This window comes from Paenibacillus polysaccharolyticus (assembly GCF_023714295.1).
Classification (GTDB): Bacteria; Bacillota; Bacilli; order Paenibacillales; family Paenibacillaceae; genus Paenibacillus; species Paenibacillus polysaccharolyticus_A.
This window is the reverse complement of sequence record NZ_JAMAUN010000010.1, coordinates 53509-69551: the sequence shown is the minus strand read 5'-3', so window position 1 is coordinate 69551 and position 16043 is coordinate 53509. Positions and strand designations below refer to the sequence as shown.

Genomic DNA, 16043 nt, shown 5'->3' with positions numbered 1-16043 from the left:
GTTTAACACTTGCGTTTCATTTATTTTCACTCGAAAGTTTTATTCGAAATAAGCCCCCACATACGATTCCGTTCCCAGCGGAGAGGTTACAAAACCCTTCAGGCTGGCTTTCCCGGCAAGAATCGGTGTGGTATGCACAAGTGGAATCCAAGGAGCGTCTTCCTTGATGATGACCTGAGCCTGTTTGTAAAGCTCGGCACGTTTATCCTGATCCGTCTCCGTTTGTGCTTTGGTGAGTAAGGAATGCAACTCTTCATTTACATAGTAGCTACGGTTGTTGCCTGGAATGGCGTCTTTATCCAGAAGGGTATACAGGAAGTTATCCGGATCACCGTTGTCCCCTGTCCAGCCGAGCATGTATATGTCGTCCTTCTCCCCGGCTTTGGAATCTTCCAGATAGGTCGCCCACTCCGGAGATTCGATCGTTGTTTTGACACCGATTTTCTCAAAATCAGCCTGAATGGCTTCTGCTACCTTCTTGCCATCAGGCATGTACGGACGGGATACCGGCATGGCGTAAAATGTTACCGGATCAGGCAATCCGTCAGGGAAGCCGGCTTCGGCCAGCAACGCTTTTGCTTTTTCCAGATCATACGCGTAATCTTCGATCTCATCATTGTAACCCCATAGAGTAGGTGGCATCGGGTTCACCGCAGGCTCTGCCTGTCCAGCAAAGAACGCGTCAATAATGGCCTGTTTGTTCACGGCATGGTTCAGGGCTTGTCTGACTTTCACGTTATCAAACGGTTTTTTCTTAAAATTAAACCCGATATATGCCACGTTGAACGGCGGACGTTCAATCTTCTGCAGCTCGCTATTGCTTTCCAGAATGCTCAGATCATCCGGATTCAGGTCTTCCATAATATCGATCTCGCCATTTTGCAATGCATTGAAACGAGCCGTGTTATCCGGAATGGAGCGCACGATTACCTTGTTCAGCTTCGGAAATCCTTCCCTCCAGTAGTCTGCATTTTTCTCCAGCGTGATGGAGTCGTTCCGTTTCCACTCTTTGAATACAAATGGGCCGGTGCCGACAGGCTCACTCTTAAAATTTTCTTTCTTCTCCTGGATGGCAGCCGGACTGCCAATGCCAAACGGAGTCATCGCAATATTTTGCAGGAAAGGAGCTTGTGGCTGGTTCAGGGTAAACTCCACCGTCGATTCATCGAGTGCCTTCACTTCCTTGATCACACGCGCGCCATCTGGCCCAAACATGGAATCATAATAGTCGAAGGAATCACCTTCGAATTTATATTCACTTGCCGGATCGCTCCAGCGATTAAAATTAAACACTACGGCATCCGCGTTAAAGTCAGTTCCATCATGGAACTTCACCCCGGATTTCAGCTTAAATACATACTTCAGCCCGTCCGCGGAAATTTCCCAGCTCTCGGCCAACGCCGGAACCACTTCGGTTCCACCCTCTTTGTAATCGAGGAGCGAATCAAATACCTGATGCCCGATCTTGAGGGATTCCCCATCCGTTACGATCGAAGGATCAAGCGCAACCGAATCTCCGCCGCGTCCCATAATCATCGTATCCTGGGCAGCCGCTTCTGTAGGAGGTTCATTACCTTCCGCAGGTGCCGGCGTTCCTTCCCCGCCATCTTTGCTGCTGGAGCAACCAGATAACACAAGTACGGTACTCAGTGCCAAAGTCAGTAAACCGGACATCCATTTTTTTCTCATTCGCATACGTACAACACCCTTCCCCTGTCTCATAATGTGTGTGATGCTTGCGCTCGAAAAACGGTACCTCTGGCCGTGTGTGCGATGATGTGGTGGTGCCAGCTAGTCATCAGATCATCCCTAGTTATAATCTTTAAATTCTTGTATCAATCATTAAAGGCTTTATATGCCTGTGATACCTGTTTTAGAGTGCTGAGAATTTTTCAACGGGTTAAATTAGCAGAGCGAGAGGCTACCGTAAATGTAAAACCATTAAAAAAGCCCAGATCAACGGATCGCCAGCGTTGGAGCACAAAGGATGGGATTTTAACAATAATGGGCTACAAAAATAAACAAAATGATGGAACAACGTTCATCAAGTTCTTCTAGGGGGATTAGTTAGTTATTTGGCGTATTAGCCAATTCATCTTCTAGCATTCCGGGCTAGCGAGAACCATGTATTTGAACCAAGGTCAATTCGAAACAGCAAATTTGCCCTTGAATGGGTGGACGCAAAGACCCAAAACATTCGCCATAAGCATTTTGTTCCGCAAGATTGTCTTCATGAGGTGTAAGATAAATTCAATCGATTTGCGAGTAGAAAAAGAATAGAACAGATCGACACTACAATAACTTTTCATGTTATGGTTTTGTCATGATGAGGAGGTTTGTGTATTAAATCGTGGTGAAAAACATTTTCGTGTAACTTACTTTACATCACATTTACCAATTAGACAAGAACTTTACAGACATACGTTTTAACAATATTATACGCGTCAGAATTAGTGACATTATGTACAAAAAAGGAACACAGCTCGACAATAATCGCCCATGTTCCTTGCTTTTTTCTCCACATTCAAATCTGTTCTATATCTAACATCAGACCCATCGTATTTACTTTTTAAACATACCTCTGCGATGCATCACGGTAATAAAACGATAAAAATCGTAGCTCGCTCCGTTATCAATACTAAACAGCGGATTTTTGGCATCATAGGCCAGAGCAGCATCTACAGCAGCCTTCGCCCAGGCAGGTACCTCCATCTGCTGACGCGCTTGCAAACGATCAACCTGCGCTTTCAGTGCATCAAACGCAGCTTTTTCTTCAGCTGTCATCGGTTCGCCCCCTTTCGGTGGTACAGTTGGTGGATTCGGATTCGAAGGTGTGGTCGGGTTACCCGGATTAGTCGGATTGGAAGGCTCTGTTGGATTCGTAGGATTTGGGTTCGGCGTAGCCGCCGCATATCTCACTCTAAGCTGCGCCGCTGTTCCCTCGAATTCATTCATATCCACATTGCCGCTAATGCCATTTACCTTACCTGAATCGGTATACTGCCAGAACGTCCAGCGCTTCCATGCCGGCTGAGCATCCGGTACACGTGTCGTGCTGTAACGCGCAACCCACAGATCGTAGGAGCCCAAAGAAGCATCGAAATTGCTAGCAAATGAATTGCCTGTATATATGATCGGTTTTACACCTGTAAGACGTTGCAATTCTGTTAAAAAGGCTTTGGCTACCGTATTCATCTGGGCTTTGCTCAGATTGCCGGGATTGTTCTCGTAATCCATAACCGGTGGCAACTGTAGCGCCTTGGCTCCCCCGATCTGGTTCAGCGTATTGGCATAATGTGCCGCTTCTGCCCTCGCAATCTCCACAGTTGTTCCGCGGAAGAAATGATAGGTTCCCACCATCATGCCCGCCGTAAGCGCACCGTTTACATTTTTCTGAAAATTCGGATCAATATAAGTCCGCCCTTCGGTTGCTTTGATAAACACAAAGGTCATGCCGTTTGCCTTTACCTTGGCCCAGTCGATATTGCCCTGATACCTGGAGACATCAATGCCCTGCGTGTTGCCCGGGGTTCTATTTTGCAAATTTCTCACACCCTTTATTCGGCTAATTGCCGTTTGTATATAGTTAATGCGGACGGGTTAAATGTTGCCTGTGTGCGTGTCCCATGTTGTACGTTATGTGAATCAGAATACCGAGCTAGCCTTATGAAAGAAAACTCTTATTTGGAACAGCTCAAATACTACTACAACCTTATTATCAAACTTAAAAGTATTCTGTAGACTAGTATGTAGCTTGAGTCGCACGAAATCACAGCGTATCAAGGATTAAAGATGAATTAGAGTAATGTCTAAAAGTAAAGAAAGCACCCATAACGGGTGCTTTTCTCATTGCTGCGCTGTGCCTTTCTTAACGTCGGAAACCTCTTGATCCGCGGCTTTCTCTTTGGATTGTTCATTTTCTGGAGGAAAACTTCTTTCACTTTCGGGTTGATCCAACGACGGAGGCGCATGCGGCAATGGAGTAGATGAGGCATCTTCCCCCGCCTTTCCTTTGAGCACTTGAATCGCCTGCCGAATGACTGGCGGAATCGGAGCGCCCAGTTTGCCCCCATTTTCAATAATGGATAACAACTCATTCGCCATATAAAAAAAGGCGACCGCATCCCTGAACAAATGTCCGTCTCCCAGAACACCGTCCACCAGATGAGCCACCGATACCATTGCAAATATAAATACCTTGCGTGCGATGCCAAACAATCCAACATTACTTTCAAGCTTGCCCGTCATTCCCGCCGCCGCGATACCTGTTAGGTAATCGAGAATGACAAAGACTAGCAGTACGCCGAGCACCCCTGACCAACCTCCGAAAAAGTAGTTTGCCGAGCTGCTCATCAGCGCAATTCCCCATTTCCATAGGGTGTCCCATCGGTCCATGGCTTCACCTCCTTTTGATTTGTATATACCCTCAGAATCATAAGTTTTGGAAATTAGTAAAGGTTACAATATTTCTGTATAAATCATTATTAACTCAAGTTATACACCGTAAATAAACACTTGCTTTAGTCTAAAATTATTGACATAAGAATTTGTATTTCCATTGCTTGTATAATTGCTTGCGCTTAAGGCTATTGTCACACTATTAGGAGTAAATTTTGTACTGTTAGTTCTCCATGAAAAGTTAAGTGTGTTGAAGTACCCGTTACTCTTAGTATAGTTTTGTGACTGTACTGTTGTCCTCGTTTTTAGTACCCCATCAATCACATCTGCGGTCATAACTGCATCTATTTGATTATATATATTGTTCCCATCACCAAAAGCTACCATATTGGTAACAAATACTTCGACTAAAAGAGGCTTGAATGGTAAGTCATTAACAGCGTAAGTAACGTAATTGTTACTGTCCTGAACAACATTTAGCCCTGTATACCTTGAAACCTTCATCCCCGTAGAGATTTCCCTTACTCCTGTAGCCAATTCTGAAAATGTGGCAGCACTTTCAGTTTTTGAGACTGACCCGCCTTTGTCAATGATTGCTGTCTCAATTAACCTTTTACCATCATTGACAGATTGAAAAAGCGTGTCAAATTCCGATTGCGTAGGCATTCTAACTAAGGTTGGTGTAAACTCTGTGTCCTTCACTGTGGAGATCGGTCCGGTTTCAAAGGTATACACGCCAGCCTGTCCCAATCTAAAAATGATACCTCTAGCACCCAAGTTAGAATGAGTTTGTTTATAATAATACTTATTGTTTGTCGGGTGGATATAACAGTTATGCCCCATCAAGAAAAAGCCAGATGTACCTGCCGAGATACTTCCCCACGAACTAATCGTAAGAGGACCTGAAATATCACCACCCGCACGCGGAAGACTCGCATTTTTCGCATTTGTTTCAGCTGCTGTAGCTGCATCCCTTACCGCCTTCTCCGTCGCTGCCATCGTCTCGGACGTGCCATCCGTCTTGTTCGATAACTGCACCTTCCCTTTTTGCGTCAAGGACGCATCGGGGATATCCATCTTGCTCACGGCTTCACGAAGTGTATCTAAATCCGCTTGTGTGGCAACGCCTGCGTCAATCTTTTCAAAAATCCTGTTAATGCTCTCTCGGGTCACATTCTCATTCCCCAAAGGCAGGGGTAGATTTAATCGATCTGTATCTTTTGGCATTACGCCCACACCTCCAGTTCATTCCACGTCAGAGACGCGGCATCAAGTTCATCCCACGTTTTCTGCTTCTTGTCCAGGTCGTCCCAGACCAGATAACGGTATTTATATTCAACGGCCATATGGGCCGGTTTCAGTTCATCAATGGCTCGTTTCAGATCATCGATATTGGGCGGAATGCCCATCGTATCTACAAAACTCACCGTAAAGCTCCACCCTTCCGGCTGGAACGTGACATTCACCTTGCCTCCGGCATACGCCTCAGCAACATTGGCAACTTGCCGACCCGAAAATTTGCCTGCCCCGCGCAGCTTCGCTTCAACGACCGAGCGCCGCTGTTCCACAGGTTTGAGACGATTCGTCTCAATGCCAAGCTCCTGCTCCCAGAAGTCCAGACCCCACGTAGCCGTGCGGACAAAAAACTGCTCCAATGTCTCGTCCAGCGCCTGATACAGCATATCCATCTCGGTGCCTTTGGCCTGCATGTCGGCCCGCATGACACGTGAAGTCTCATAATACTGAGGCAAATACGAGAACAGCTCCCGCCCTTTCTCACTTGTCAGTCCCACACTACTCATGCACATCCACCGTCCCAAGCACAGCCACTTGGCTGGCGGTCATCTCGATATTCTGGTCGCTTATGCCGTTCACGGTCAGCTCCGAATAGTCGATAATCGGCGGAATGTCCAGCAGGATCGCGGCAATGCGCGTGTAACGCACGAGTGGGTCGGCAAAAGCAAGCTGTTTCAAATATGCGGTAACCCCGCGTTCGATTAATGCCCGTACATCTGCCAGCGTAGCATCACTTGCCAAGGTCAGCTTCACCTGGATGTTCATCGGCACTTCCTCTGCCGGCATCACCGTCACCACAGGTCCAGCGGGGGCAACGCCCTCGCCTTGTCCATCTTGCGTGGGGTCAACATACTTTTGCACCGCAGCCGCCAGATCAGATCCCGCAGCGCGCTTGTCCGTATCCAGCAGATACAGCCCGACGGTACCCGGCCCTTGCCACAGCGGGATCACCCGTGTAGCCCCGACGCCTGGCACTTCACTGGCCCATTGCACATACTGTGCCTTGTTGCCGCTGGTTCCCTGGTTGCGGACTTTGGCATAAAAGCGCTCCAGCAGCGCGGTATCCGCCTCGATGTCCGCGCCGCCCTTGATGACGTCCGTGTTCACCACAGACGTGACGCCGCTTACCGGTGTAGACAGCACGGTTAACGTGCCTGCGGGTACATTGCTCTCTTTTCCAGCAACGAGCGCACGTACCCCTACACTTCCGAGACCATCCTCATCCAGCTCCACACGGCCCACCGTTTCATATTCCAGCGATGATTCACCGGATACCTCATCTGCGAGCGTAGCTACAACCGTACCTGCTGGCACGACTTTTCCCGGCGTGCCCGTGAATTTCACGGTGCCTTGTGCTGCCACAGCCGCCCGGCGCGTAATGCCATGTTCCCCCGCTCGCAAATCCAGCTCCTCCGAACGAAAATTCGGATCACCGCTCGCCGCTGTACTGGCAAATCCGCGCCGGAGCAGCTCCTGTGCCCAAAGCGCCGCCTCGGATAACATAAAGGCTACGGGAGCCTCCGCATCCCATAGAAACGAACCTTCCGACTTGTCCAGATCCGCGGGCAGACGATCCAGCATACGCTGCATAATCTGTTCCTCTGTCTGGTCCTCCAAATAACGCGGAATCTCAGCCATCCCGTCAGATCACCTCGCTTTCCAGAATAAACATCTCATCCTGCACACTCATCACCCGGCACGTAAACCCGCACTGCTCCCGTTCCCAATCAAATGTAAACTGGTCCACCGCATCCGTACGCGGATCAGCGAGCAGCGTTTCCGTCACCATTCGGGCAATCTCACTTTCCATCACACCGCGGCTATCCCCTTGACCGACCAGATCCTCCAGCTCCGAACCGTAGTCCCGAGAGTAGATCACATGTCTGTACCGCGGGGTTTTCACCGCCTTGATACACCACTGTACCCAAGCTTCATGCGCATCTGCCGTAGCCACCTTGCCGCTGGGAGTCAGCACAAAATCACCAGCATCGTAGTCATAGCGCCAGCTTCGTCCAAAACGTACCTCTTCCGAGGCCACTCCCGACAGGTCCTCCTCATCTCCCCAGACCATACCCGTTTCTGGAAACAAACTAGGCATTCGCGCTCACCACCTTACACAGCACCACAATATCGTTTCCGCCATTCACCCGCATCGCCAGCACGCGATCCCCGGCTTTCAACCCTTTGCCCAAAACCCAGACGGCCTCTTCCACTTCCCCTTTTTGCAAAAGAAACCGTCCCGTGCCCGTCGTACCGCCGCCCGCCACGTCAGATATCCCGGAGATCGAGCCAGCAAGCTCGCGCTCCGGCAAATTCAATGTCCCAGGCAACTCGGCCACGAGATAGTCCTGCACCTCGTGCTTGAAGTCGTCCAGCTTCACCCCGGACGCCGTGATCGTACCGAGCACCGCACCCAGACCGCTCACGGCCTGACGTGAATGTGTGCTCATTGCTCCCTGCATCACATCGGCAAACTGCCCGTACGGATCGTCTTTATTCAAGGTAAACCCTCCTTTTCACCAGCTCCGCCGTGCCCAGCTCCAGCGTCATTGTACCCGGTCCAACTGACAAATCTCGGCTAACCGACATGACGATCAGCTTCAAACCTTTCAGTGTGACCGCGTCTCCAGCGCGGATCGTATTGATGTCCGGAGCCGAAATCGTAAACGTCTCCTGGATGCCTGTCAGCTTGCTTTTCGCCAGTTTTTTTGCGGCGGCGGCTGTTTTTACCTGATCGTCCTCAACCAGTTTCTGTAATGTGCCTAACTGCTCTGTATCGCTCTGCTCAATCGCCAGCACTTTGGAAGGTACCTCTTTACCGCTACCACCGGACTCGGACGCAGCCATGACTTTTACTTTCGTAACCGCACCCTCCAGCGTCCGCATCTGCGTCAGATCGATTAGCCGATCCAGCGCATGTACCTTCGTATTGCTGCCTACCTTGAACAACTGCAACCCACCCGGCGTCATCCGCGGATTATACATATCTCCCCCGGACTTGGCCGTTTCTTTCAGGTCGGCAAATATCATCGAAAAAATCGTCTGCGACCGATATACCGCCTTACCCAGCTTGGTCTTCATCTCCGGCAGAGTAGCCAGAGGAATTTTCCATTCCTTAGCGTAAGCTTTGAGCCGTTGTACTGCCGTCTGATCCTTGGGAAACAGGAATTCATCCTCTGATTTCTCAAGATAAATCATTCGATCGTAGACTGTGAGCGACAATCGCTTGGTGCCACTATTCGAGCTTTCCGCTTCCCAGATGACCGCTGGGTGGAGCAGGTAGACCATCGATTCTTCGCCAAAAGGAACCCCGCTGATCCGCACCGCCATGCCCGGTGAAATCGCAGGCAGATCTGAAGAAGCAGACACGGCCAGGCGGATGTTCGCCTGATAGGCGATCTGGTCGAGCGAGTCCTTCAGCGTAATTGTCTCGACCAGCTTGGTGATATCATACTTGTCATCGACAATGACCTTGTAGGTCATGGCATCACCAGCTTTTGCCCCGGTTTGATCCGGTTCGGATCACTGCCGATGATTTTGGAATTGAGCTTGTAAATCTCGTTCCATTTGGAACTGTTTCCAAGCTCAAGCTTGGCTATTTTGGACAGGGAATCCCCGGCTTTGACGGTGTACGTCTTGCTACTTTTTTTCAGATCGGTACGTGAACCGGATTTGCTCGCAGCAGCGCTTGAACCCACCTTCTCCACTTTGGAATCCCGCCACGTTCGCAGGGTCAGGTCGAAATAAATATCGCCCGTTTCCCCGCCGCGAAAGCTCGAATTAAGCGAAATGAGAAATACTGGTACATTCACTCCGGTTCCGGAGATGATGAAACGCAGTGGTTTTTTGGAGATAATAAAGGTGTTCAGCACATTCATCGCCACGCGTGGATCAGGAATGTCCGTCACCGTACAATAGGAATCGTCGTACTCTTTTGGAAAAAAAGAAGAGAAGGTGATCTCCTTCACCTTCTCCCCTTGTGCAAAGTCAAACTCGCCATGCTCCAACATATGAATCGTTTCATATCCTTTGGATCTGGAAATGTTGACTTCTTCCGGATTCACGGGGAATTGAAACGAAGTACTGCCGTCTTTCAACGTAAATTCCATTTTCGCTGCATGAACCTCATCTTGAAGTACAGCCATATCTGCGGCCTCCTTTCTGCCTAGGCCATAATCGTTTTGCGATTTTGCATCGCGCGGCGGAACTCGCCTGCAATCCGTTGCCCCACCTGTTGAGTCACAGCATCGTAATCAATTGCGTTCTCGCGGACCGTCACCTGTACCGTTCCCGGCGCAACATTCACCGAAATCTGGTTGGTCGTTTCCGTTTTGAAATCCTTAAGGTAACCTGCCAGACTGCTCATCTGTTCTTCGGAGATACTTACTGTGAGTGGCGATGCTTTACCGCTCTGCTGTCCCGTTTGATTTAACGCCATCGCTTGAGATTGCATCACACTTGTTCCCATAAGACCCGCAGCCGTCGGTGAGCCCAATCGATTGTTCATATAGGCTTCGGGTCCGGTGATCGATAAAAATTCTGGCCTGTACGCTGGCGGCATTTGCGGTGCTGCAGGTACAGAAGGGGTTGAAGCAACGGTTGCAGGCGGAGTAGTCTGTTCTTCTTTTTTCGATCCAAAACCAAAGAAATTAGAAAATCCCTCAGTGAGACTCTTTGCTTTCTCAGAGACGAAGTCAGCAGCACCAGATAACGCGTTGCCTAAACCTTCCGATGCATTGGATACAAAGCTACCGATATCCTTCGCCTTATCTCCAATCCAGCCTCCCACTTCACCACCAGCCCAACCTCCAACAGCACCACCAATAACAGTACCGATCCCCGGCAAAATAAAACTACCAATGGCGCTACCAATAGCCGTACCTGCCGTGCCGCCGATCATATTCCCCACAGCCCGGCCTCTTTCCTCGGCAGGTGCATTGGCGATATTAGCCACATCCGCAAGCATGCTGATTGGACCGAGCAATCTTTTGGCCCCTTTGGCAAAGCCACCACCCACCTTGCCTAACATGCCATCTCCCGAAAAAAGATTCGACATTCCCATTGGTGAAGAGGACATGATCCCAGAAACCAGGTTGGATCTTCTACCGCCGCCCATTCTCCGGTTTCGGTTTCTGTCCATATCCAACGATTCTCGGAATGTTCGGTCTGACGTATCTGTGACAAGATCGGATACACTGGGAGTCGGCACAGATGCTGGAGTCGACACTCTGGAACCCCCACCTCTTCGTCCTCTTCCACCGGCCACTCTGCGAGTAGATGAATTTCGAGAAGTTTCTCCCCCTGCACTGGAGCTGGAACGAATGCGACGATTTCTTCTTGTACCCTCTGCAGCTTCCGTACTTGCACTGGGATTAGCAGCTTTATTCTTTTTATCTTTTAGACCGGACAACCATTCTTTGAATTGTATACCCTTTTCAAATAAATCACCTAGGTTGTTAGCAATGTTTAATACTGTGTCGAGATATTCCCACCATGCCTTATCCTCTTCTTTAGCCACATTATTAATCGTGGTGGTGGTATTGTTGCTCCCAATCATAACGGACATGGAAGAGGCACTTGCCGGGGTCATTTTCCCCATCGCCACTTCAACCTTCTGCTTCACCTCAACCGACACCGTTCCCGAAGCCTTCACTAACTGATTGCGGAAGCTGTTCAGTTTGATCAGCGCACGGTCCAAAGCCGGACTTAGCTGATCATCCAATCCGATTCTCGGCGTGATCCGCAAGCGGCTCAAGCGGACAGCGGTACTATAGATATTTTCCAGTCTGCGTCCGGTGGTTCTCAGCTCATTGTTTACTTTAATCAGCCCTTGATAACGAACCCGGTTTAAGCGATCCGTAGAGCGTTGAATCTGATCCAGGTAACGAAGCGTCGTCTTCATTTGTGTGTTGGACTGGGATAACCCAATAATCAACTCTGCCATTTTTTCACCTCCTGCCTGTTATGTTTAACTTGTGTTTAACGATTCATTTGAGCACTTAGCGCCGCCATCTCTTCTTCCGAGAACGCGAGCAACAACGAGCGCTCCCCGCGCGGCAAAGACCAGAACTCTCCGGGACGAAGATGATGACGCACCCACATGTGATACAGGAACGTGGTCATCCCGCCGGAGTGAATCAGTTTTTTAGGTCTTCGATCTCCACGCCGAATCCAGACAGTTCGAGCACTTTGTCACCAACCGCATCCAGTTCGCCCGCCAGCAACATCCGGCGCACTGCCTGTTCTCCACCCGACAATTTCATCCGTCCTGTGATACGGTTGTCTCCCCAGCCAGACAGCTCCAGTCCCTGTACAGTCATTTTTACCGTGGCTTCGGAGATCAGTAGGGCATTAAACGTCTCGGTATCCACCTTTTCTTCGGTGCGGCCCTTTGTCGTTTTGCGAATGGTGCAACGTTCCCGAATCTGATCCACTTTGGAAGACGTGAGTCCACGCAAGGTGAGCAGCAGATCCAGACGCTGGATACGTACATTTTCTTCTGGCAGACGTTCCGCCGCTTCAAACAACTGATCCAAAATCTGTTCCTCGGATAAATTCTCGTTCATACTCATCGGTTAAAATCTCCTTTTTCTCATCTATTCTCTGACCTGTTGCAACGCATCTAACCTATATCTCAAGACACCAAAAAGACCGAGCTCTACTCGGTCTGCTTCAATGTCGTTGTCTGTTGTTAACTAGCTCAATACCGTTCACAAAACTTAGTTCGCCACAATCGGATTCAGCAATTCGAATCCTTCAAAGGTAAAGCCCGTTTCTTCCGGCACTTCCTCGCCCGCCGTCCAGTTGGCCAGTTGAATTTTGTCCACCATACAACCTTTCAGCAGCACGCTTTCGTGACCATATGATTCGGGGTCATCCAGCTTGGAGATAATCTGAAATTTAGTAAACCCTCGCTTGATCATATCCGACGTCACCTTGTAACCCGTCATTGTGCCTGTTCCTTTTTTGGCTCCGTTTTTGTGAACTTTCCACTCGTTGCCGACCAGATTCAACTCACGCTTCTCAATCTCTACGCTGGCCTCCAGTTTGTTAATATTAGTCTGCCACACGCCATCCATATGCAACTGACCGTGGGTACCGAGAATTACTCTTGATGCATCCAACATGTAAATTTCCTCCTTATTATGGTTGAGCGGTTATGGTCCAGACCTCATAACGACGCCATCAACATGCCTCCGATTGCCGCATCCCCAGAACTGCTATGTCCTTTCCGTTATTCGTGTGAACCAACCACTCAACGTATCTTTCTACATTTGCGAAACTATCTATATACTATCTGTCAGCCTGCGTGCAAGCCCGTTCCTTATTGCACGTAAAACGTACCAAACAGCTGCTCCATCACATCCGTCAGCTTCACATTCCATTGCAGGAATACCTGATCCGCCTCCGGTTTCAACACTGGGGCAGTACCGTAATACGCTGGGTCGAGAACGACATCATACCCTTCCGCTTCGATAACATTGCTCTGTGCGAGCAACGCCAAATAGGCCTTCATCGCACCAATAAGTGCCTGACGACCTTCTTCGGTATTGTTCACCTTGCCGATGTACGTATCCTCAGCCGAACGCTGCAAATCCGTATTAATCGCATCCATGACCCGGATGGAACGAATTTTTTTCCACGCATTATTTTGTCCGGCAGCAGGAGTGACAAGAGTATTCACACCACGAAGTGCCTTAACCCGACGTCCATCATGGAAGAAAATAAATACGCCATTCTGTACAGCATGCTCCTGTTCGGCACGCGTCCAGCGACGTGTTACATCATCGAACGGTGTTGCTGCATAGGTCGTAGATTCATTCAAACGCTGTCCGGCAATGAGACCTGCCACATAAGCAGATGTCTGTGCGGAGCTATAGAACGCATCGCCCAAACGTACGCCCGTACCCACATTAATTACACCTTCATGGTTCAACGTAAAGGAACGTGCAGCTGCTTTTTGGGCCGCCGTTGCAGAAGTATCATCTGCTGTGGAGCCGCCAAAGACAGCCATGACTGGCTTGCCCTCATTACGCACCCGTTTCACCCATGCCGCAAAGCTTGCAAGCAATGCCGCATCGGCAGCGTGATCCAGAGCGAGAACATCGAACTGCTCGCCTTCCAGCGCACCCTGCATAGCAATATATTCCGCATTCGTGATTGCGTCGTTGCCACTTACGCCCCCTTGGAAAGCCGCCCCGGATACGTTAGCAACCTCTCCTGTTCCGTCTCCGATCGCCTGTGCCTTGATCCATAGGTTTTGCTCATCAGCATTGATCTCTTTGGCAAGGGCCGCCGCCGTGACATCTGCCGTCAAAAGCGCGTACAGCATCCGGTTACCTTCAAAAAGGCGTACTTCAAACTTCGTATTGTCGATGACACCGGGCTGAATCGTTACATAGAAGCCATTCGCACGGTCGCCCGGGTACGTTGCATCAACCTGGAGCACATCAGCACCGCCTCCGTCCTTTAACGTAAGCGTAGCTGCTTTCGCTGCCGAACTTGCCACCCGATAAGCGAGTAGTTTCTTCGGTCCGCCGAGCAAAGCCAGCTTCAAAGACGCATATGCCGTGCCGTTATCCAGTGCATTTGCCGCAAATGTACGTTCAATTGCCGCTTCACTGCCCACTTCCACAAACGTGCCTACCGGACCCCAGTTAGCCTTCACCGGCACAACGACCGTTCCACGGCTACCTGCCTGGATGGCTGAAGAGGCCGCCGCCTGAAAATTCATATACAAACCCGGAAGCACCGGACGATTTGTTTGTTCCCAAGTTCCACCTGCCATTATTGGTTCACCTTCGCTTTCAAAAATTGGTTAATTCTTACCTGCACTTCTTCAATGGAAAACGTCTGCTGCGCCGCTTCGTGCAGCGCACCAACCAGCACCTCTGCCTTCACGGCAAAGAGGGCTTCCGAATGATTCATCAGTTCAGCCCGCGTATACCGCGGGGGATCCGGTAACTTTTTTTTCATAAAGCTTGCCACGTATTTCTCACCTCGTTATTTAGCTTTAAAGACACGATTATTGTTGACCTATGAATTTTTGATCCTACAATCTATAAAATCTATGGTATTTCTACTTTGAAGCAGTGAGCGGTCTTACTAAAGCTAAAGAGTCTACATAAGCTAAGGTATAAAACGATCTGAAACTACCCGTTAGTGATCGTTTCTCTGGACTTACTTTTACTGAATCCCTTTGTTATGGTGAATCTCCCGCATGAGCGGTGCATTCGTAACCGGACGACGGGTTCGCTGTGTTAACGTCAAACGAATCTGTCCGTTCAGATACGCATCGGCTTGCAGATCGGCTGTTGCTTCATCGACCGTCACGTAACGTGTATGGCTTTCGTCGGTTGCGTTAGCTTTAGTACTTGCGCTCTCCACCTGAATAATCGGAATTCGCGATTGAAGTGCCAATTGCTGGACCAGATGACTTGTCGTCCGATCTGTCAGACTTGTATCATCGGTGAGAACATGCCCGATCCACTGTTTTCGTACTTCAAGCGCCGATGTTCCGGCCAATGCGGTACTGTACCCGCTTAAACGCCACAGCACCGACGGCATCTCATATCCGCCTGGCCAGCTACTCGTGTAGACAGACCAGTCCGGGCTTAACTCGTTTGCTGTCCAAAGCTGCAATGCCTCAAGCCAAGGATCACCCGTGATAGCACTGTTTCCAGCGGTACCTTGCGGTTCAGGAACGTACACACCGAAGCGCAAACTACGCGTAACCAAACCCGATCCACTATCAACGCGGTCACTGTCCGTTGAACCCAGATAGAGGCATGTAAAAGCTCCACCTTCCTCATCCTCCAGCCGCACCTGATGCAAGCCTGCGATCAATAATGCTGACCAGAGTTCCACCTGCTTTGCCCCCCCGTCTTCTGACCGGGCATACGGTGAAATCTTGATAATTCGCCTGTAACCTGCCCAAGCTGACTTCGGTACTTCTTCGGCAAAAGCAACAACTGCGCATGGACCCGACAATACTTCACCCGAAGCGGGCATATCTTGCACGCGGCCTTCCCAAGCGGGTACAAGCGCTATAAGCTTTTGCTTTAACGTCTTTTTGATCCGTGTACTCAGCCTAATCCCTGATACAGTTTTGCTGCTTTCGTGGCTTTGCTCATTATTCATTTTATTGCTCGTTTCCGTGTTCATTTCATGTCTCATAGACACATTCATTTCGCCCCCTTCCGCTGCAAAAGTGAATGCTGCCCGCATGTTACAGCAACCATGTGGCAGTTCGGGGCTCCCCCTTTTCCTACACTCCATGTGTAAACCGGAGCAATACAAAGACGACTTCACCGCATCAAAAAGACCAGCCCGATGGGCTGGTCTGTACA

16 protein-coding genes and 1 pseudogene are annotated in these 16043 nt (G+C 49.6%); all 17 read right to left on the bottom strand.

Annotated elements, in window-relative coordinates; translation table 11 throughout:
- Positions 1-39 precede the first annotated feature (39 nt).
- The 17 genes and pseudogenes from M3629_RS21165 to M3629_RS21085 all read right to left on the bottom strand — a co-directional run bounded on the left by M3629_RS21165 (position 40) and on the right by M3629_RS21085 (position 15876).
- Positions 40-1689 carry an ABC transporter substrate-binding protein gene (locus M3629_RS21165; protein ID WP_251510298.1) on the bottom strand — a complete coding sequence of 550 codons (1650 nt, stop codon included), beginning with the start codon at positions 1687-1689 and terminating at the stop codon, positions 40-42.
- Between the two features lie 873 nt (positions 1690-2562).
- Positions 2563-3552, bottom strand: coding sequence for a glycoside hydrolase family 25 protein (locus tag M3629_RS21160; RefSeq protein ID WP_435368254.1), 990 nt, complete (start codon positions 3550-3552; stop codon positions 2563-2565).
- A 435-nt stretch (positions 3553-3987) separates the two neighbouring features.
- Positions 3988-4395: pseudogene (locus M3629_RS21155) on the bottom strand (phage holin family protein); the annotation flags it as partial.
- 99 nt (positions 4396-4494) lie between these two features.
- Entirely contained in the window at positions 4495-5625 is a 1131-nt protein-coding gene (locus M3629_RS21150; RefSeq protein WP_251509933.1) for a tail fiber protein, read from the bottom strand.
- Positions 5625-6200: a YmfQ family protein gene (locus M3629_RS21145; protein WP_251509931.1), complete on the bottom strand. Its 576-nt coding sequence runs from the start codon at positions 6198-6200 to the stop codon at positions 5625-5627. The genes M3629_RS21150 and M3629_RS21145 overlap by 1 nt, the downstream gene beginning before the upstream one ends.
- A complete protein-coding gene (locus M3629_RS21140) occupies positions 6193-7332 on the bottom strand; it encodes a baseplate J/gp47 family protein (protein ID WP_251509930.1) in 1140 nt (379 codons plus the stop codon). Before M3629_RS21140 ends, M3629_RS21145 begins: the two co-directional genes overlap by 8 nt.
- Positions 7333-7336: 4 nt before the next feature.
- Positions 7337-7792 carry a DUF2634 domain-containing protein gene (locus tag M3629_RS21135; protein WP_251509929.1) on the bottom strand — a complete coding sequence of 152 codons (456 nt, stop codon included), beginning with the start codon at positions 7790-7792 and terminating at the stop codon, positions 7337-7339.
- The gene (locus tag M3629_RS21130; protein ID WP_251509928.1) at positions 7785-8195 is read right to left on the bottom strand and encodes a hypothetical protein; all 411 of its coding nucleotides are present in this window, start codon (positions 8193-8195) and stop codon (positions 7785-7787) included. The genes M3629_RS21135 and M3629_RS21130 overlap by 8 nt, the downstream gene beginning before the upstream one ends.
- On the bottom strand, positions 8188-9177 hold the full coding sequence (locus M3629_RS21125; protein ID WP_251509927.1) for an XkdQ/YqbQ family protein: 990 nt from the start codon (positions 9175-9177) through the stop codon (positions 8188-8190). The genes M3629_RS21130 and M3629_RS21125 overlap by 8 nt, the downstream gene beginning before the upstream one ends.
- A complete protein-coding gene (locus M3629_RS21120; RefSeq protein WP_251510296.1) occupies positions 9174-9803 on the bottom strand; it encodes a LysM peptidoglycan-binding domain-containing protein in 630 nt (209 codons plus the stop codon). The genes M3629_RS21125 and M3629_RS21120 overlap by 4 nt, the downstream gene beginning before the upstream one ends.
- A 56-nt stretch (positions 9804-9859) precedes the next feature.
- Positions 9860-11638, bottom strand: coding sequence for a hypothetical protein (locus tag M3629_RS21115; protein ID WP_251509926.1), 1779 nt, complete (start codon positions 11636-11638; stop codon positions 9860-9862).
- 35 nt (positions 11639-11673) lie between these two features.
- A complete protein-coding gene (locus tag M3629_RS21110; RefSeq protein WP_167433730.1) occupies positions 11674-11817 on the bottom strand; it encodes a hypothetical protein in 144 nt (47 codons plus the stop codon).
- 14 nt (positions 11818-11831) lie between these two features.
- A complete protein-coding gene (locus M3629_RS21105) occupies positions 11832-12266 on the bottom strand; it encodes a phage tail assembly chaperone (RefSeq protein WP_251509924.1) in 435 nt (144 codons plus the stop codon).
- 147 nt (positions 12267-12413) lie between these two features.
- The gene (locus M3629_RS21100) at positions 12414-12821 is read right to left on the bottom strand and encodes a phage tail tube protein (RefSeq protein WP_123063182.1); all 408 of its coding nucleotides are present in this window, start codon (positions 12819-12821) and stop codon (positions 12414-12416) included.
- 197 nt (positions 12822-13018) lie between these two features.
- Positions 13019-14482, bottom strand: a complete 1464-nt coding sequence (locus tag M3629_RS21095; RefSeq protein ID WP_251509922.1) for a phage tail sheath subtilisin-like domain-containing protein — start codon at positions 14480-14482, stop codon at positions 13019-13021.
- A complete protein-coding gene (locus M3629_RS21090) occupies positions 14482-14670 on the bottom strand; it encodes a hypothetical protein (RefSeq protein WP_251509921.1) in 189 nt (62 codons plus the stop codon). Before M3629_RS21090 ends, M3629_RS21095 begins: the two co-directional genes overlap by 1 nt.
- Before the next feature lie 210 nt (positions 14671-14880).
- Complete coding sequence (locus M3629_RS21085) at positions 14881-15876, bottom strand: hypothetical protein (RefSeq protein WP_251509919.1); 996 nt, start codon at positions 15874-15876, stop codon at positions 14881-14883.
- Positions 15877-16043: the final 167 nt, after the last annotated feature.